This window comes from Microbacterium sp. BE35 (assembly GCF_031457705.1).
Taxonomy (GTDB): domain Bacteria; phylum Actinomycetota; class Actinomycetes; order Actinomycetales; family Microbacteriaceae; genus Microbacterium; species Microbacterium trichothecenolyticum.
In genome coordinates, this window is sequence record NZ_JAVDXD010000002.1 from 366,309 (window position 1) to 383,852 (window position 17,544).

The 17,544-nt window shown below is 71.2% G+C and carries 16 protein-coding genes; 7 read left to right on the forward strand and 9 right to left on the reverse strand.

What is annotated here, in order from left to right; genetic code table 11:
* Window positions 1-139: 139 nt before the first annotated feature.
* Complete coding sequence (locus J2Y46_RS07945; RefSeq protein WP_310241481.1) at window positions 140-3,238, forward strand: S8 family serine peptidase; 3,099 nt, start codon at window positions 140-142, stop codon at window positions 3,236-3,238.
* Between the two features lie 168 nt (window positions 3,239-3,406).
* Here the strand turns inward: J2Y46_RS07945 and J2Y46_RS07950 are convergent, their stop codons facing one another.
* Both J2Y46_RS07950 and J2Y46_RS07955 read right to left on the reverse strand, forming a co-directional pair.
* Entirely contained in the window at window positions 3,407-3,760 is a 354-nt protein-coding gene (locus J2Y46_RS07950; protein WP_245619504.1) for a hypothetical protein, read from the reverse strand.
* A gap of 174 nt (window positions 3,761-3,934) precedes the next feature.
* The gene (locus tag J2Y46_RS07955; RefSeq protein WP_045297082.1) at window positions 3,935-4,858 is read right to left on the reverse strand and encodes a Bax inhibitor-1/YccA family protein; all 924 of its coding nucleotides are present in this window, start codon (window positions 4,856-4,858) and stop codon (window positions 3,935-3,937) included.
* 156 nt (window positions 4,859-5,014) lie between these two features.
* Here J2Y46_RS07955 and J2Y46_RS07960 point away from each other — a divergent pair, with 156 nt between their 5' ends.
* From J2Y46_RS07960 to J2Y46_RS07970, 3 genes are all read left to right on the forward strand, one after another.
* Window positions 5,015-6,025 (forward strand): glycerophosphodiester phosphodiesterase family protein, encoded by a 1,011-nt coding sequence (locus J2Y46_RS07960; RefSeq protein WP_045297083.1) that lies wholly within the window; start codon window positions 5,015-5,017, stop codon window positions 6,023-6,025.
* Window positions 6,026-6,151: 126 nt separating this feature from the next.
* Window positions 6,152-7,180 carry an ABC transporter ATP-binding protein gene (locus tag J2Y46_RS07965; RefSeq protein WP_045297174.1) on the forward strand — a complete coding sequence of 343 codons (1,029 nt, stop codon included), beginning with the start codon at window positions 6,152-6,154 and terminating at the stop codon, window positions 7,178-7,180.
* Window positions 7,177-8,274 (forward strand): ABC transporter permease, encoded by a 1,098-nt coding sequence (locus J2Y46_RS07970; RefSeq protein ID WP_045297085.1) that lies wholly within the window; start codon window positions 7,177-7,179, stop codon window positions 8,272-8,274. The genes J2Y46_RS07965 and J2Y46_RS07970 overlap by 4 nt, the downstream gene beginning before the upstream one ends.
* Before the next feature lie 43 nt (window positions 8,275-8,317).
* Here the strand turns inward: J2Y46_RS07970 and J2Y46_RS07975 are convergent, their stop codons facing one another.
* The gene (locus J2Y46_RS07975) at window positions 8,318-8,893 is read right to left on the reverse strand and encodes an NADPH-dependent F420 reductase (protein WP_045297086.1); all 576 of its coding nucleotides are present in this window, start codon (window positions 8,891-8,893) and stop codon (window positions 8,318-8,320) included.
* Window positions 8,894-8,987: 94 nt separating this feature from the next.
* Between J2Y46_RS07975 and J2Y46_RS07980 the strand changes: the two genes are divergently transcribed.
* Together J2Y46_RS07980 and J2Y46_RS07985 are read left to right on the forward strand one after the other, a co-directional pair.
* Window positions 8,988-9,473 carry a MarR family winged helix-turn-helix transcriptional regulator gene (locus J2Y46_RS07980; RefSeq protein WP_310241484.1) on the forward strand — a complete coding sequence of 162 codons (486 nt, stop codon included), beginning with the start codon at window positions 8,988-8,990 and terminating at the stop codon, window positions 9,471-9,473.
* 344 nt (window positions 9,474-9,817) lie between these two features.
* The gene (locus J2Y46_RS07985) at window positions 9,818-11,005 is read left to right on the forward strand and encodes a glycosyltransferase (protein WP_310241486.1); all 1,188 of its coding nucleotides are present in this window, start codon (window positions 9,818-9,820) and stop codon (window positions 11,003-11,005) included.
* Between the two features lie 266 nt (window positions 11,006-11,271).
* Here J2Y46_RS07985 and J2Y46_RS07990 read toward each other — a convergent pair whose 3' ends face one another.
* Window positions 11,272-12,048 carry an alpha/beta hydrolase gene (locus tag J2Y46_RS07990; protein ID WP_310241489.1) on the reverse strand — a complete coding sequence of 259 codons (777 nt, stop codon included), beginning with the start codon at window positions 12,046-12,048 and terminating at the stop codon, window positions 11,272-11,274.
* Between the two features lie 130 nt (window positions 12,049-12,178).
* Between J2Y46_RS07990 and J2Y46_RS07995 the strand changes: the two genes are divergently transcribed.
* Window positions 12,179-12,496 (forward strand): hypothetical protein, encoded by a 318-nt coding sequence (locus J2Y46_RS07995; RefSeq protein WP_052676683.1) that lies wholly within the window; start codon window positions 12,179-12,181, stop codon window positions 12,494-12,496.
* A 12-nt stretch (window positions 12,497-12,508) separates the two neighbouring features.
* Here the strand turns inward: J2Y46_RS07995 and J2Y46_RS08000 are convergent, their stop codons facing one another.
* From J2Y46_RS08000 to J2Y46_RS08020, 5 genes are all read right to left on the reverse strand, one after another.
* The gene (locus tag J2Y46_RS08000) at window positions 12,509-13,102 is read right to left on the reverse strand and encodes an XRE family transcriptional regulator (RefSeq protein WP_045297089.1); all 594 of its coding nucleotides are present in this window, start codon (window positions 13,100-13,102) and stop codon (window positions 12,509-12,511) included.
* Window positions 13,099-14,337 (reverse strand): allantoate amidohydrolase, encoded by a 1,239-nt coding sequence (locus J2Y46_RS08005; RefSeq protein WP_310241493.1) that lies wholly within the window; start codon window positions 14,335-14,337, stop codon window positions 13,099-13,101. Before J2Y46_RS08005 ends, J2Y46_RS08000 begins: the two co-directional genes overlap by 4 nt.
* Window positions 14,338-14,474: 137 nt before the next feature.
* Window positions 14,475-15,608: an FAD-dependent oxidoreductase gene (locus J2Y46_RS08010; RefSeq protein WP_310241495.1), complete on the reverse strand. Its 1,134-nt coding sequence runs from the start codon at window positions 15,606-15,608 to the stop codon at window positions 14,475-14,477.
* A 10-nt stretch (window positions 15,609-15,618) separates the two neighbouring features.
* Complete coding sequence (locus J2Y46_RS08015; RefSeq protein WP_052676684.1) at window positions 15,619-16,206, reverse strand: HutD family protein; 588 nt, start codon at window positions 16,204-16,206, stop codon at window positions 15,619-15,621.
* Window positions 16,207-16,210: 4 nt separating this feature from the next.
* A complete protein-coding gene (locus tag J2Y46_RS08020; protein WP_045297093.1) occupies window positions 16,211-17,536 on the reverse strand; it encodes an FMN-binding glutamate synthase family protein in 1,326 nt (441 codons plus the stop codon).
* Window positions 17,537-17,544 lie beyond the last annotated feature (8 nt).

A 17,544-nucleotide genomic window follows, 5' to 3' on the forward strand; every position in this document is an offset into this window, starting at 1 on the left:
GGTGAATTGGGCGGTTTGCTCAACCTGGGAGAGCTCTGTTGATCTTTTGAGCGTTCGCGCATAGCGTGCCGCCGTACCCCTCGCTGTTCCCACACACACGAGAAGGCAGGCCCCCTTGTTGCGACGTTCCCTGGCGGTGGTGAGCGCGCTCGCGCTCGCGATCGCAACCCCCACGGCGGCGATGGCCGCCGCTCCCGACGACGACCCGTCGTCGCGCTTCGAGAAATCCGACACCAAGGGACCGGTCGGCACGACCGCGCGTCCGCTGAGCGTCGGCGCCGATGGACGGGTCACCGTCATCGTCGAGATGGCGGGCGATCCGGTCGCCGTCGCCCAGGCGAAGAAGGGCAGCGATCTCAGCGCCGCCGAGCGAAAGGCCATCAAGAGCTCCCTGAAGAAGAACCAGGACGCCATCACCGGCACGATCAAGGCCAAGGACGGCCGGATCGAGGCGACGATGCAGTCCGCCTACAACGGCATCCAGATGAACATCCCCGCCGACCAGGTCGACGCCGTGGCGGCTCTGCCCAACGTCGTCGCGGTGCACGCGGTGAAGACGTACACGCTGGACAACGCCGTGTCGGTGCCCTTCCTCGGGGTGCCGCAGGTGTGGGCGAACACCGGATTCACGGGTGAGAACATCAAGGTGGCGGTGATCGACACCGGTATCGACTACACCCACGCGAACTTCGGCGGCGTCGGCACGCCAGAGGCGTACGCCGCGGCGAACGCGGCCGAAGCGCAGCCGGCCGACCCGGCGCAGTTCGGTCCGGACGCCCCGCGCATCAAGGGCGGCTGGGACTTCGTCGGCGATGCCTACAACGCCGACCCCGCCTCGGACGACTACGACCCGGTTCCGAAGCCTGACGCCAACCCGCTCGACTGCAACGGGCACGGCAGCCATGTCGCCGGCACCGCCGCGGGCAGCGGCGTCACCGCCGACGGAGAGACCTACGCGGGCCCGTACGACGAGTCCACGGCGTCCGCCGAGTGGACGATCGGCCCGGGAGTCGCACCGCAGGCAGACCTCTACGCGCTCCGCGTCTTCGGCTGCGGCGGCTCGACGGACATCGTCGTTCCGGCCATCGACTGGGCGGTCGACAACGGCATGGATGTCATCAACATGTCGCTCGGCTCGCCCTTCGGCCGCGGCGGCGACCCCGACGAGGTCGCCGCGTCGAACGCGATCGGCGCGGGAGTCGTCGTCGTGAAGTCCGCAGGCAACGAGGGCCCGAGCCCGTATCTCGCCGGCAACGGCAACGGTGTGGTCTCGGTCGCCGCCGTCGACAGCACGGCGACGTTCCCGGGCGCGCTGATCACCGTGGACGGTGTGGCGGTGCCGGCCATCAACGCGAACGGCGCGGTCCTGACCGGCCTTCCCGCCATGACGGTCGTGCGGCTCACCGACAATCCGGCGACACCGGACGAGAATGAGGCGCTCGGCTGTTCGGTGGCGGCGTACAACTACGCCGGAGTCACCGTCGGAGGCAACCAGCTCGCCGTCTCGACGCGCGGGGTGTGCGCACGCGTCGCGAAGGCGATCTTCGCCCAGCAGGCGGGTGCGGCGGCAGCGGTCATGATCAACACCTCGAACGACTACCCGCCGTTCGAGGGCGAGATCACCGAGAACCCCGACACCGGTGACGACTACACGGTCACCATCCCGTTCCTCGGCGTGCGCATGTCTGACGGCGCCAAGCTCGTCGACGATGCGGAGGCGACCGTGGCTCCGGCACCGCTGGAGAACCCCGCCTTCCGCGGGTACGCGTCGTTCAGCTCGAGCGGACCCCGCAGCGGTGACAGCGCCCTCGGCGTGGACGTCGCGGCGCCGGGTGTCTCGATCGTCTCGACCGGCGTCGGCACCGGCAACGGCCCGGCGACCATCTCGGGAACGTCGATGGCCGCTCCGCACGTGGCGGGCGTCGCGGCGCTCGCCGTCGAGGCTCACCCGGCCTGGTCGGCGGCGGAGGTCGCGTCGGTGCTCGTGTCGACCGCCGACCCCGACAAGGTCGTGGGCCAGAACCTCGTGCGCGGCGGCGTCGGCCTGGTCGATACGGCGCAGGCCGTGTCGCAGCAGGTCACCGCGACGGGCGACTCGTTCCGGACGGACGACGGCAAGCTGCGTGAGAGCGCGCTCAGCTTCGGCTTCCAGGAGACCGCGAAGACCTTCCAGGGCAAGAAGACGGTGACGCTGACGAACTACGGCAGCCAGCCCGTGACGTACAGCGTCGGCACGGAGGCAACCGCGCAGTCGGAGGCCGCGACGGTCACGGCGAGCCCGGCTCAGGTCACGGTGAAGCCCGGTCGCTCCGAGAAGGTCACTGTCGATCTCACCGCTCCGGCAACGGCGGTGGGCAGTTCCGGCGCCGGCGGGTTCGCCTTCTACGAGTTCTCCGGCGACGTCGTCCTGACGTCGGCGAGCGACACGCTGCGGGTCCCGTACCTGCTGGTGCCGCGCGCCACGACGGATGTCTCGGCGTCGGGCGACCTCAAGGTGACGAAGAAGAACAAGCCGGTCGACGGCGACGTGTCGCTCACTCTGAAGAACAACCGGGGTGCCTTCGCGGGTGACGCGGACTTCTACACGTGGGGCCTCGAAGACAGGAAGGACGCGCCCAAGTCGTTCACCGACACCGGGTACGACCTCCGCGCCGCCGGTGTGCAGTCGTTCCCCTGGGACGACGCCGGCGATCAGCTGCTCGTCTTCGCCGTGAACACGCACAACCGCTGGTCCAACGCCGCGGCGAACGAGTTCGACGTCGTCATCGACACGAACGGCGACGGAGAGCCCGACTGGATCGTGTTCTCGGCCGACGGCGGCCTCGTGACCGCCGGAGACGCCAACGGCATCTCGCAGGTGTTCGTATACGAGATCGCGACGGGCGAGGTGTCCGCGGCCGGATTCAACGCCTCGGCCCCCACCGACAGCAGCACGATCCTGCTGCCGGTGGTCGCGAGCGACCTCGGCATCACGTCGGGCGCGTTCAGCTACACCGTGGAGAGCTTCTCGTCGGTCAATGACGGCTCGGACGCGATCGACGGCACGGCGACCTACGACCCGTGGGCGCCCGCGCTGACGAACGGGCAGTTCGAGTCGGTCGCGGTCGGCGGCAAGGTTGACGTGCCCGTCAGCGTGAACGGCGCCGCGTTCAGTGCGCAGAAGCCGCTCGGTGTCATGGTCGTCGTGATGGACAATGCGGCGGGCCAGGGCGAAGCGCTCCTGGTGAAGGCCAAGTAAGCACACCGCACGACACGAGGTGGCGTCCCGTCGCATGGCGGGGCGCCACCTCGTGGCGTGAACGGGAAACGGATGCTGCTGCCCCGGGGCCGCAGCTGGGCTCACGTTCCCGGAGGCTCCCGCCGACACGCCATCGTTGCCGGGGTGGGCGGCGGAACCGTCTCCGGTTCAGCGAGTGCAGAGCTTCGGAGTGTCCGTCGTGCCGAACCGGTAGTCGTAGGTCGTGCCGTCGACGGTGACGACGACCCGCATGCCGTCGACGATCGCCTGAGTGTAGGAGACGCCCGGCGACGGGCAGCCGAGGGCGCCGTTGTTCCACGTCACCGCGTGAGCGGACACGAGTTCGGGTGCACCGGTGACGCCGCGCTCGGCGAGGTCGGCGACGATCGCGTCCCAGCGCGCGGGTGGCACCGCGACGGGTTCTCCGGTCGGTGCGATCGGGCCACGCGTGGTCGTCTCGAAGGGCGTGCGCGTCGGTGTCGGCTGGGCGGGGGCCGGCTCGAGCGGCGTGGGCTCGGTCATGGGGGCTCCTCCGCATCCGGTGAGGCAGACGAGCAGCAGCGCCACCGTGCAGAAGGCCGTACGACGTCTGGCCATGCCGCTCCCTCGAATCGGCTTCAGCCTAGGCGCGACGGCGACGGAACAGAACGGCCGCCCGGAGAACCGGGCGGCCGTTCGAAAGCGAAGCGCTGGGCGTCAGTTGTTGCCGCGCGCGATCGCGAGGATGCGCAGGATCTCGAGGTACAGCCAGACGACCGTCACCATGATGCCGAACGCGCCGAGCCAGCCGAACTGACGGGGAGCGCCGTTGCGCACGCCCTGCTGGATGTTGTCGAAGTCGAGCACCAGCGAGTACGCGGCCATGATCACGACGAAAACGCCGATGAGCACGCCCCACGGGATGCCGAACAGGGGGCTCGGGTTGCTGCCGAGGCCGAACGCGCCGCCCGCGATCGGGACGTTGAAGAGCATCAGGAAGATGTTGACGAGCGAGAAGACGAGGTAGCCGACCATCGCGATCATGAAGACCTTGGTGGCGCGCTTCGACGCGCGGATCTTGCCGCTGGCGAACAGGGCGAGGGTCACGCCGACGACGGCGAGCGTCGCGAGCGTCGCCTGCACGACGATGCCCGGCCACAGGAACTCGAAGAACGCCGAGATCGCACCGACGAAGAGACCCTCGAAGGCGGCGTAGGCGAAGATGAGCGCCGGACGGATCTTCTTGCGCGACGTGAAGATCACGACCATCGCCAGCACGAAGCCGCCGAGCGCGCCGATCATCCAGGGAAGGATCGAAGGCTCGGGGTTCGTCGGGGTGACACCCGCCATCGTCCACACCCAGCCGACGGCCGCGGTGACGAGGAGGATGGCGAAGAGGCCGACGGTCTTCCAGATGGTGTCTTCGTACGACATGCGGCCGGTCTCGACGGCACCCGCGGACGGTGCCGCGTACATGCCTTCGAGCTGCGCCTGAGCCGCAGCATCCGTTCCGGCACGCTGCGCCGTCGTGAACTGCGTCTGCCCGCCCAGGCTCGCCGCCTGCGAACCGCCGGGGTAGGTCTGAACGGCCTTCGGGTCCTGGAAGGCCGGGTTGTTGAACGCGGGGTTGTTGAGGGCCACTGCTCTCACACTCCAATGTCAAGGGAATCCCAGCACGATGCTGTTGATCAACACTATCCGACCGGCCGTGACCGGGCACGGGTCGGCGCTGTGAGCTGACTATGAACGGCTGCTGTGGCCCCCGGCACCTCGGGTGCTCGTGGTTACGCTGAAACGGTGCCCCGTCGTCATCCCCTCGTGATCGGACACCGCGGTGCGCCCGGGTATCGGCCCGAGCACTCGCGCTCGTCCTACGCGCTCGCCTTCGAGATGGGCGTCGACGCTGTCGAACCCGACGTCGTGGTGTCCAAGGACGGCGTGCTCGTCGTGCGGCACGAGAACGAGATCTCGGGAACGACCGATGTGGCGACCCGGTCCGAGTTCGCCGACCGTCACGCGACGAAGTACGTGGACGGCGCCGAGCTGACCGGCTGGTTCACCGAGGACTTCACGTGGGACGAGCTGTCGACGCTGCGCTGTCGCGAGCGGATCTCGGACGTGCGGCCCGCGAGCGCGAGCTTCGACGACGAGCAGCCCGTGCTGCGGCTGCGTGACGTGCTCGACGCGGCGCGCGACGCCTCCCTCGAGTTCGGCCGCGAGATCGGCGTCGTGCTCGAGATCAAGCACGCGACGTACTTCGCGTCCATCGGGTGGGACGTCGCCGCGCTCGTCGACGCGGAGCTCCGCGAGGCGGGATGGGCGTCGGGCGAGCTGCCGCTCACCGTCGAGTCGTTCGAGTCGACGGTGCTGTTCGCGCTCCAGGAACGGGGCATCCGTGGGTCCTACGTGTACCTGCTGGAAGACGCGGGGCGTCCGTTCGACCTCTTCAGCGCACACGGCAAGGCGTCGTTGACGTACCGGCAGACCGCCGCACCCGAGGGGCTCGACGGGCTCGTCGGGCGAGTGGACGGGATCAGCGTCGACAAGCGGACCATCCTCCGCCCCGACCGGCTCGGGCGCACCGCGGGACCCTCGCGCGTGGTGGCCGACGCGCACGACCGCGGGTTGCGCGTCTTCACGTGGACGTGCCGTCCCGAGAACAGGTTCCTGATCGGTCAGTTCCGCACTCGCGGCGGCCCGGCGTCGTTCGGCGACTGGGAATCCGAGTGGGCGGTGATCCGCGAGGCCGGCGTCGACGGCGTCTTCGTCGATCACCCTGATCTCGGCGTGGAGTTCTTCCGCGCCTGAGCTCGTCGCCGGTTCCGGTGGCGCGATACGCCGGGGATCGTGGCCGGGAACACGGGTGGCTTGACACTCCCCGTCTCTTCAAGGCCCGAATGCCGGGTGCCGTGTCGCTAGGGTGGGCCCGTGAGCATGCCGAGTCCGGCCCCTCGGGCCCCCGGAATCCCCGCCGAGCCCGGCATCGTCGTCCAGGGCGTGCGGCGCTCGTTCGGCGAGGTGCAGGCCGTCCGCAACGTGACGCTGAGGGCTCACGCGGGCCGGGTGACCGGACTCGTCGGCCCGAACGGCTCGGGCAAGACCACGCTCCTGCTGATGCTCGCCTCCCTCCTGGCACCCGACGCCGGATCGATCCGCATCGACGGCGTCGACCCCGTCACCGACCCGCAGGCGGCCAGGGCGCTGCTCGGCTGGATGCCCGACGCGCTCGGCGCCTGGAACTCGCTGACGTCGCGCGAGACGCTGGCGGTCACGGCGAGGCTGTACGGGATGCCGCGGGCCGAGGCATCCGTCCGCGCCGATGCCCTCCTCGGCGAAGTCGGCCTGGTAGACCTCGCCGATGCCCCCGCGCGCGTGCTGTCGCGGGGTCAGAAGCAGCGACTCGGACTCGCGAGAGCCCTCGTGCACGACCCGCGTGTGCTGCTGCTCGACGAGCCGGCCTCGGGTCTGGACCCGCAGGCCCGCATCGACCTTCGGCTGCTGCTGCGGCGGTTCGCCGCCGAGGGGCGCACCGTGCTGGTGTCGAGCCACATCCTGTCCGAGCTCGAAGAGGTCGTCGACGACGCCGTGTTCCTCATGGCCGGCGCAACCGTGGACCCCGCCCGCGTCGAGGCGGCCTCGCGCCGCGCGCGGCCCTGGCGGGTGCGGCTGGCGGGGGCCGAGGCATCCGTCGCCGTCGAGCAGGTGGCCGGCGCCCTGCGGATCCCCGTCGAGAACCTGGGCGTGGACCGCCGGGACGTCGTGGTGTCGTTCGAATCGGAGGATGCCGCGGCCGTGGCGCTCCGCGACCTGGTCGCCGCCGGACTCGACGTGGTGGAGTTCGCGGCGGCGCAGGGCGCGCTCGAGCGCACGTTCCTGGATCTGGGCGACGGGCGACCGCCCCAGTCGCCACCGCCATCCGAGCTCCCGGCACCGGGTGAGGACGAGAGCGAGGCGACGTCGTGAGCGGTCAGCGGCTCGGCACCATCGTCGGCCTCGAGCTGACGCAGCGCACGCGGAGCGTCGCCTGGTACGTGCTGCTCGGCGTCTTCGCCGTGCTGCTCGCGATCGTGACCGGGCTCTCGTTCCTCGCGTGGGGGTCGGCGGATCGGCCGGGCGGGGCGATCTACTCCACGATCGTCTACATCACGCTCCTGCTGGTGGTGCTCGTCTCGCCCACGCTGAGCGGGAACGCGATCAACGGCGACCGGGATGCCGCGACCCTCGCACCCGTTCAGGTCACGCTGGCGACGACCCTCGAGATCCTGATCGGCAAGTTCCTCGCCGCCTGGGTCACGGGCCTCGCGTTCGTCGCGGTGTCGGTGCCGTTCCTCGTGCTCGCGACGCTCGGGGGCGGGGGAGCGCCGGCGACGATCACGGTGTCGCTGCTGGTGCTCGTCTTCGAGGTCGGCATCATCTCGGCCATCGGCGTGGCCCTCAGCGGCATCCTGTCGCGTCCGCTGTTCTCGGTCGCCACGACGTACCTGGTCGTCGCGGCGCTCGTCGTCGGCACGCTCATCGCGTTCGCCCTCGTCGGCATGACGATGCGGTCCGAGGTGACCAGCCATTACCGCTCGATCGAGTACGAACAGTACTCCGGCGACAGCTTCCCCTGCATGCCCGGGGAGACGCCGAGCGACGAGTACCCCTGCGACGACGACATCGAGGTGCGGTGCGGCCCGTGGCAGACGTCGACCTACGACCAGCCGCGGTTCGACCAGGTGTGGTGGCTGCTCGCGGCGAACCCGTTCGTGATCCTCGCCGACGCGACGCCGACGCAGTACGACGAGTACGGCAACCCGAACGACCTGTTCGGCCAGATCAAGTTCGGCGTGCGCGCGGCTCAGCAGCCGCCGGAGCTCGAGCAGCGCTGGGACGACTGCGCGCCTCCGCTCGAAGACGAACGACCCACACCGGCTGAGGTCATCGAGCAGTCGACGCCGAGCTGGTTCGTCGGCATGACGCTGCAGCTGCTGCTCGCGGCGGGTCTGATGTGGTGGGCGTGGGCGCGGACGCGCACCCCCGCCGGTCGCCTGCCGGCGGGGACGCGCATCGCGTAGGACGGGGCTGCGGGGGCTGACCCCCGCGTCCGGTGGACCGGACTCAGCGCACGAGGGCGAGGCCGCCGGTCCAGCCGATCTGCTCGCCCACGGCGAGGGTCAGCTGAAGGAACCCGATCGACTCCAGCTCGTGCGCGCGGGCGAGCGCGCCCGCGTCGACGGCGGCGAGCCCGCCCGCGGTGATCGCGGCGATGAGGCCGGCCTTGGCATCGGCGTCGTCGCCCGCGACGAGCACCGTGGTGGTGGCGTCGCCCTCGCGGCCGCTCACGAGCGTCGCGGCGAAGTTCGTGTTGAAGGCCTTGACCACCTTCGCCTCGGGGAGCGAGGACTGCAGCTCCGCGGCCGCCGAGCTGCCGGCGGGGACGACGAGCGCGTCGAAGGTCGAGAAGTCGAGCGGGTTCGTGAGGTCGACGACCGTCTTGCCGGCGAGCTGCGGGCCGTAGGCGGCGGCGATCTGCGCGAGCGCCGCGTAGGGCACTGCCAGCACGACGATGTCGCCGTTGACGACGGCGGCGGTGTCCGCGCTGCCGATGTGCTGGATGTCGGCGCCGCCGCGGGCGAGCACACCGCTGATGGCCTGGCCCATGTTGCCGTTTCCGAAGATCGTGATCGTGGTCATGGCTGTTTTCTCCTGTCGGACGAATTGCTTGTAGCTTCAAGCATCTGAGAGAGGACAACTCGCTTGTCGCCACAACTATTCCTAGAATCGGAGAATGAACAGGCCGCGGTTCTACACGGGCGACGAGCAGGACACCTGGGTGCCGTTCGCCGCACTCCTCGAACTGCTCCCACGCGAACTCGACGCACAGCTCCTGCGTGACGAGGACCTCACGCACTTCGACTACTTCGCGCTGTCGATGCTGTCGAACTCCGACGACCACCGCCTCCAGATGAAGGAGCTCGCGTCGATGACGAATGCGACGCTCCCGCGCCTGTCGCATGTGATCTCGCGGCTCGAGGCGCGCGGCCTCGTGCACCGGGAGCGCAACGCCTCCGACGCGCGCGCGACCGACGCCGTCATCACCGCCGACGGCCGCCGCAAGATGCTCCAGGCGACCCCGGGCCATGTCGAGACCGTGCGCTCTCTTCTGCTCGACGTGATCACGCCCGAGCAGGCGGAGCAGCTGCGGGAGATCACCGCCGCCGTGCTCGCCCGGCTCGACCCCGACGGCCGGATGGCGGCGAGCCGCCCGCGCTGAGCCGCCCGCGCCGGGCCGCCGCGCTGCGCCGGGCCGCCGCGCTGCGCCGGCCGCCGCGCCAAGCATTCACATCGCGTGCTCTCACCGAGAGCACGCGTTATTCGCGTTCGGATCTCGTGATCTCGGTGAGAACACGCGATATGGACGAGGGGGAGCGCACGGACGCGCAACTCGAAGACCCCGCCTGTGTCGAGCGTTCACCGGATCCACCCCGGCCGTTCATCGACATCGAACCCCGCGGGCCCCGACGATGGATCGACCGGCACCGGCGCCGACAGTGACCGGCCGGAACAGAGGTTCCGGCGTCCGATCCGTCCGCCGTCCCTCCACCCGAGAGGTGTCACATGACCCTTCGCGTGCTGTCCCTGTACGAAGGCTTCTTCGCCGGCGGGGCGAGGATCCTTCACTCCGATGTCGTCGCCGGGCTCCATGCCGGTGGCGAGCAGTCCCACGCGGTACTCTCGCTGTCGGCGCAGGCGCACCGGGACGCCACCGTCCAGTTCGCCCACGACGACCCGCGCTACCGGCGGCTCGCCGCGGCGGGGGTCGAGATCACGGCGCTCGGCGGCACGGCCGGCGCGGATCCGATGCATCCGTCGTCGTTCCGCGAGCTCGACCTTCACCGCGCCGCCGACGCGGTCGCACAGGCTGACGTCGTGCTCTCGCTCAAGGAGCAGCCGCTCGGTCTGCTGCTGGCGCTGCGTGCCCACGGGATGATGCCGTCGGTGCCGGTCGCGGCATGCCTGCACCGCTCGGATCCGACCCACTCCGGGCCGGCGCTCGGGTGGCTCCGCGAGGCGGCCGAGACCGGACTGCTCACCGCCACGATCTCGTGCGCGCGCTCGACCGACGAGGCATATGCGCAGCACCTCCCGTTCGGCCTCGATCGGCGGGTCGTGCCGAACGGCATCGACATCGACGTGTTCCGTCCGAACGCGGATGACGTCGCGAGTGCGGCTCTGCGCGCGAGCCTCGGTATCCCGCTCGACGCTCCCGTGGTGCTCCTGGCCGCCCGGTTCGATGCGATGAAGGACCCGGGGCTGTTCCTCGACGCGGCCGCACGGCACGCCGCAGCGCGGCCGGATGCGCACTACGTGCTGTGCGGAGCGGGCATGACCCAGGACAACGCGGGCTTCGCTTCGCTGATGGATGCCGCGACCTCGGCCGATCGCGTGCACGCTCTGGGTATCCGCAGCGACATGGCGGCGCTCTACCGGATCGCCGACATCGTCGCTCTCACCAGTGCGTTCGGGGAGGCATCGCCGCTGTGCCTGCTCGAGGGGGCGGCGTCGGGCGCGACGCCGGTCACCACGGACGTCGGCGACGCGGCACGGAGCGTCGAAGGGTTCGGGCTTGTGACGCCGCGCGACCCCGATGCCATTGCAGCAGCCTGGGAGGCCGTGCTGCACGATCGGGCCGGTTACCGCGAAGCGGCGCTCGCTGCCCGCCCGAGCCTGTCGCGCGGCCGGATGGTCGACGAGTATCGACTGGCGATCCAGAGCCTGGCCGAGCGCCGCCGCCTCGCGGCCTGACGGGAAGGTCTGCGGGGCCGAGGCGTCCGCGGCCGAGGCGTGCGGGGCCGAGGCGTGCGGGGCCGAGGCGTGCGGGGCCGAGGCGTCCGCGGCCGAGGCGTGCGGGGCCGAGGCGTGCGGGGCCGAGGCGTGCGGGGCCGAGGCGTGCGGGGCCGAGGCGTGCGGGGCGCTCGGGGCGTCTCGTCTCTGCGTTTCGACTCGGAAGCTCGCTCGACGACCGCGTTCCCCGCTCGCTCAACGAGCGGAACCAGGACCCGCAGCGGCATCTACACGAGGCGCTCGCGCACCACGCGTGCCGTCGCTGCGGGGTCGGGGCGATGCATGACGGACTCCGGCACGACGACGAGTCCGGCGCCGTCGATCTCGTCGGCCAGGCGGTCGGCGGCGGTGATCAGCATCGGAAAGGTCTGGGCTCCGCGCAGCACGGTGACCGGAGCGGCGACCGAGAGCATCTCGGCGCTCGGGCTCGACGCCACGCGCACCAGGTTGGTGTCGTACACCGTGGACTGGGCCAGGGGGACCAGCGTCGCGAACTGGTCGCTCGCGCGGATGCCCTCGACCATCTCGCGCGGAAGGCCGACGCCCTCGAGCTGGAACGTCACGATCGCCTCGTCGGACCGACCTGCGTCGACGAGCGCCTGCAAACGGTCGGCGAGGTCGTCGGCCGGCTCGTCGACGCCGAAGCGCAGCGGCGGCTCCGACAGGAACAGCGCCCGCACCGCGACGCCGCGCGACGCCGCGAACAGCGCCAGCACCGCGCCCGACGAGTGCCCGAGCACGGCCGCATCGCCGCCGACCGCCGCGATCACGGCCGCCAGGTCTTCGACCTCCCGCTCCGGCGTGGAATCTCGCGCGTCTCCGCTCGAGCCGCGCGCGCGACGGTCCCATGTGACGGCTCGGAAGCCGGCATCAGCCAGAGCCCCGGCCAGTCCCGCAGCGTCGGCGGCCGTCGACATGGCGCCATTCACGATGACGACGGTCGGGCCCTCCCCGGTCCCGTCGTAGGCGATGGGGGTTCCGTCTGCGGAGGTCACGGTCTTCATGGGCGTCAGCCAACCACGGGCGTCCGACATGCGACAGGGGCGCAGCATCCGTCTTCCGCAGCTCATGCATGCATCGGCATCGGTGTCAACCACATGGGCGGGAGGGGCGAGCGAAGCGCACCCTCGGTGCATGAAGCACGTGACGTACGCAGACAAGGCGCTCTTCCTCGATGACGAGTCCGCCGACTGGCTCATGGAGTACGCGCGCGCACTGGGCGTGGCCGGGATGACCGATTCGATCTCGCTGCGCGTGATCGGCGTGGACGGGAACGAGGTCGACGCGACGTTCCTGCTGAACCCGAACACCGAGCTGGTCACGCAGACCACCCGGAATTCTCTCGACGCTCCGAAGAACGACGCAGCCGTCGGCTACATGCAGGAGCGCACGCGTCTCATCGTGGCGCCGCCGCCCGCGCGCATGGTCGACGACCCCTTCGACATCGTGTGAGCCCTCGCCGGCTCAGCGCGACCGGATCGCGAGGAACCGGATCGGCACCTCGATGAGTTCGACGGGGCCGTGCGCGGCCTCGCCGTCGAGGAGCAGCGCATCGCCGGGCTCCATCTCGTACTCGTAGCCGCCGTGCCCGTAGGTCATGCGCCCCTCGAGCATGTAGAGGAACTCGGTGCCCGGGTGCTGGAAGAGCGGGAACACGTTCGACGCGTCGGTGAGCGTCACGAGCGTGGGCTCGAGCGCGTTCGGGGTGTCTTTCAGCACTCCGAGCATGCGATACAGGTGACCGTGCTGCGTGCCGCTGCGGACGCTGACGCTGCCCGCGCCGGCCTTGGTGAACGACGCCTCGCGATCGCTCGCAGACCCGCGGAACAGCGCGGTGACCGGGATGCCGAACCCGTCGGCCAGTCGCTGCAGCGTCGTGAGCGAGCACGAGGTCGTCGCCGACTCGATCTTCGAGATCATCGCCTTCGACAGGCCGGTGCGCGCCGCGAGATCGGCAGCCGAGATGCCCTGCTCGGCGCGGTAGCGCCGCACCTGCTGGGCGATGATCGGCTCGAGCACGCCACCCGCGCCGTCTGCTCCGGGGGTCGCGGCACTCACCTCGCCATCATATGGCGGGTGTCTGCGGCGGCGGCCTCGGTGCCCGGCGCAGCGAGGCCCTGCAGCACATCGGCCAGTGCGACGGCGCCGACTTCGGCATCCGCGTCCTCCACCAGCTCCTCGGGGGAGTGCGAGATGCCGGTCGGGTTGCGGACGAACAGCATCGCGGTGGGGACGGATGCCGCGAGGACACCCGCGTCGTGGCCGGCACCGGTGCCGAGCTCGGGGGCGTCGACGAGCGCGGTTCGCAACGCCTCGCGCAGGCCGAGGTCGAAGTCGACGGTCGGGCTCAGGGACTCCTCGCGGACCTCGGCGCGGCAGCCCTCGTCGGCGGCGGCCGCGAGGACGCGGTCGCGAGCCTGGGACACGAGCGCGGCGGTGACGAGATCGTCGGGGTGTCGGATGTCGATCCAGAACCGGACCTGCGACGCGATGACGTTCGTGCCGCCCGGCACCGGCTCGAGCCGGCCGATCGTCGCCCGGGCGTCGGGCGTGCGACGGGCGAGGTCGCGGATCTCGACGATCATGCGGGCGGCGGCGACCATCGGGTCGCGCCGGTCGTCCATGAGGGTCGTGCCGGCGTGGTTGCCCTGGCCGTCGACGGTCACCCGCCATCGGCCGTGCCCGAGGATCGATGAGGCGATCGCGACGGGACGGTCGAGGTCGATGAGGCCTCGCCCCTGCTCGACGTGGAGCTCGACGAAGGACGATATCCGCGCGAGCCGCCCGGGATCGGGGCCGATGTGCGCCGGGTCGAGACCGTCGCGCCGCGCGACCTCGGCGAAGGTGTCGCCCTCGCGGTCGGTGAGCGCCAGCGCGCGCTCGGGGCTGATGGCCCCGGCCATCAGGCGCGAGCCCAGGCATGCGACGCCGAACCGCGACCCCTCCTCCTCGGGGAAGACGGCGATGCCGATGGGGCGGTCGGGAACGACCGAGCGCTCGCGCAGCAGATCGACGGCGGCGAGAGCGGATGCCACGCCCAGCGGTCCGTCGTAACCGCCCCCGCCGGGTACCGAGTCGAGATGGCTGCCCGTGATCACGGCGTCTGCGGTGCTGCCGCCCGGGTTCCACCACGCCCACATCGTGCCGTTGCAGTCGCGCTCGACGTCGAGTCCCCGAGCCTCCGCGTGGCCGGTGAACCACTCGCGGAGCTCGCGGTCGGCATCCGAGTATCCGGCACGACTGAAGCCGCCCCGCGCCGGATCCGCGCCGACGGCCGCGATCTCGCGCAGCATCCCCGCGACGCTCCCGCGCCCGCCCGCGGCGCCATATCGCTGCTCCGCAGTCACCTTTGGCGCTCGGGCCCTCAGGGCACGCGCCGAAAGCGACTGCGGAGCATCGGGGGAGTCCGGGGTGGGGAGCGCGGGCGCGCTCATGCGCCGGCCAGGGCGGCGAGCGGGCGGAACCGCGCGACCCCCGAGTCGGAGCCCGTGACGAGGCGCGCGGCGAGCTCACCGAGCAGCGGCGCGAACTTGGCGCCGTGGCCGGAGCAGGGCGAGAGGATGGTCACGCCGCCTACGCGGTCGATGATGAACTCGTCGGCCGGTGCGTTCGTGAACAGGCACGTCGTCTCGGCGTACGGCTCGGGCACGAGGCCGGGCAGCGCCTCGGCGACGTACGAGACGAGCCTCTCGCGCCGCGCCGGATCGACGATGCGGTCGTGCTCGAGCGCCGAGCCGATGACGCGGCCGCCGTTGTACTCGGCGACCTTCTGCCCGCGGAAGTCGGCGTCGCGTCCGCCCGGCAGCCCGTAGACCTGGATGTCGGCGCGCTTGTTGATGAAGGTCGGCCACGCCGCCTCCGGGTCGCGGTGGGGGAAGTGCAGCGCCTGCTCCTGCCGCACCTCGAGCCTCGGAAACGCGTCGAGCGCCTCCTGCGGCAGGCCCAGACCGCCGAGCAGTGCCGGCAGCCAGCCGCCCGCCGCCACGACGACCTGCGACGCCATGACGACGTCGCCCGCCTCCGACTCGACGAGGTAGCCGTCGCCGTGGGGGAGCACGCGGGCGGCGGCCCAGTCCTGCCGCAGTTCGGCCCCTGCGGCGACCGCGAGACCGACCATCGCTCTCACCGCCTCCTCGGCGTCGATGACGCCCGCGCTCTCGTGCCACAGCACCGGACCGTCGAACGCCAACCCCGTCCAGCGCGCCGAGGCCTCGGCAGCGGTGAGCAGCTCATGCGGGATGTCCGCGTCCGCGAGCACCGCCGCGAGCGCCGCCGGATCACGCGTCGCGCCGTAGTCCAGCGAGCCGGTCGGGGTGATGAGGCGCTCGCCGCGGAGGTCTTCGAGCTCGTCCCAGCCGCGCCGTGCCTCGATCATGAGCCCCGTGTAGAACGGGTCCGGGTACGTGTACCGCAGGATGCGCGCCGAGCCGTGGGAGCTGCCCCATTCGCCGGCGGGAACGCTGCGCTCGAGGATGACGACCTCATGCCCGCGACGGGCGAGCTGCCACGCCGTGGCGGCGCCCGCCAGGCCGGCGCCGATGATCGCGATCGGGTGAGTGGACATTGAAGGCCTTTCAGGTGTGCGGCTCGTCGCCGGACGGGGTGAGATCGAATCGCGCGATGAGCGCGGACTCGCAGCGGATGCGGCGCTCGCGCGGGCTCTGCAGCAGCGCACTGCCGGGCGGGAGCGGAAGGTCGTCGACCGTCGCCGCTCCCGCCAGCAGCACGGTGAGGGTCGCCGCCGGATCGACGAGCACCGTGCCGCGGTGCAGTTCGACGCGGTACGCGGGTGCAGCGAGCCCGCGCTTGACCATGAGGTTCACGACCGAGACGCCGCCGCGATCCGCGGTCGCCACGACGCGGGCTTCACCACGGAAACGGATGCCGCGTTCCCGCGTCACCCGTCGCTCGACGCCGTCGACCACCAGGGTGACCGTCGGCGCACTCAGTGGGATGAGCACGCGGTCGACGCCGGGGAAGGCCGAGAACGGCATCCGTCCCCGCAGCTCCGCGATGCTCAGCCGCCACGCGAGGCGCTTCGCGAGCACCCGCGTGACGCCGAGGCCGTTCGCCCACGACTCCGGCGAGGCGTCGGCGGGGGTGACGACATCCAGGTCGGCCAAGCCGGCAAGACCAGCCAGTGCGCCCAGGTCGGGGGACATGGTGTCAGCTGCGTCCGGGGATCCAGGACGTGCCGGCCAGGGGCACCCCTGCCATCGCTGCCGACTCGACGGTCAGCGCGACCAGGTCCTCGGGCTCGAGGTTGCGCACGTGCGACTTGCCGCAGGCGCGAGCGATCGTCTGCGCCTCGAGCGTGAGCACGCGGAGGTAGTTCGCCAGCCGCCGGCCGGCCGCGACCGGGTCGAGACGCGACGACAGCTCCGGATCCTGCGTGGAGATGCCGGCGGGATCGCGTCCGTCCTGGAAGTCGTCGTAGAAGCCCGCGGCCGAGCCGAGCTTCGCGTACTCGTCGGCGTAGCGGGGGTCGTTGTCGCCGAGGGCGATCAGCGCGGCGGTGCCGATGGCGACGGCATCCGCTCCCAGCGCCAGCGCCTTCGCCACGTCGGCACCCGTGCGGATACCGCCCGACACGATCAGCTGGACGCCGGTGCGGTGCACGCCGAGCTCCTGCAGCGCCTGTACGGCGGGTCCGATCGCCGCGAGCGTCGGGATGCCGACGTGCTCGATGAACACCTGCTGCGTCGCGGCGGTGCCGCCCTGCATGCCGTCGAGCACGACGACGTCGGCGCCCGCCTTCACCGCGAGGGCGGTGTCGTAGTAGGGCCGCGAGGCGCCGATCTTGACGTAGATGGGCTTGCGCCAGTCGGTGATCTCGCGGATCTCGGCGATCTTGATGGTGAGGTCGTCGGGCCCGGTCCAGTCGGGGTGGCGGCTCGCGGAGCGCTGGTCGATCCCGACCGGGAGCGTGCGCATCCCGGCCACGCGCTCGGTGATCTTCTGGCCGAGCAGCATTCCGCCGCCGCCGGGCTTCGCGCCCTGGCCGAGCACGATCTCGATCGCGTCGGCCTTGCGGAGGTCGTCGGGGTTCATGCCGTAGCGCGACGGCAGGTACTGGTAGACGAGCGTCTTGGACTGGCCGCGCTCCTCGGGCGTCATGCCGCCGTCGCCGGTGGTCGTCGAGGTGCCGGCCTCGCTCGCGCCCCGGCCGAGGGCCTCCTTCGCGTTGGCCGAAAGGGCGCCGAAGCTCATGCCGGCGATCGTCACCGGGATGTCGAGGTGGATCGGCTCGAGCGCGTTGCGGGCGCCGAGGGTCACATCGGTCGCGCACTTCTCGCGGTAGCCCTCGAGGGGGTAGCGGGACATGCTCGCCCCGAGGAACAGCAGGTCGTCGAAGTGGGGGAGTGCGCGCTTGGCGCCCCACCCGCGGATGTCGTAGATGCCGGTGTCGGCGGCGCGCTGGATGTCGGCGATGGTGGCACGGTCGAAGGTCGCGGATTCGCGGAGGCCGAGCGCGGCGAGATCTTGGTTCATGGTGGGTG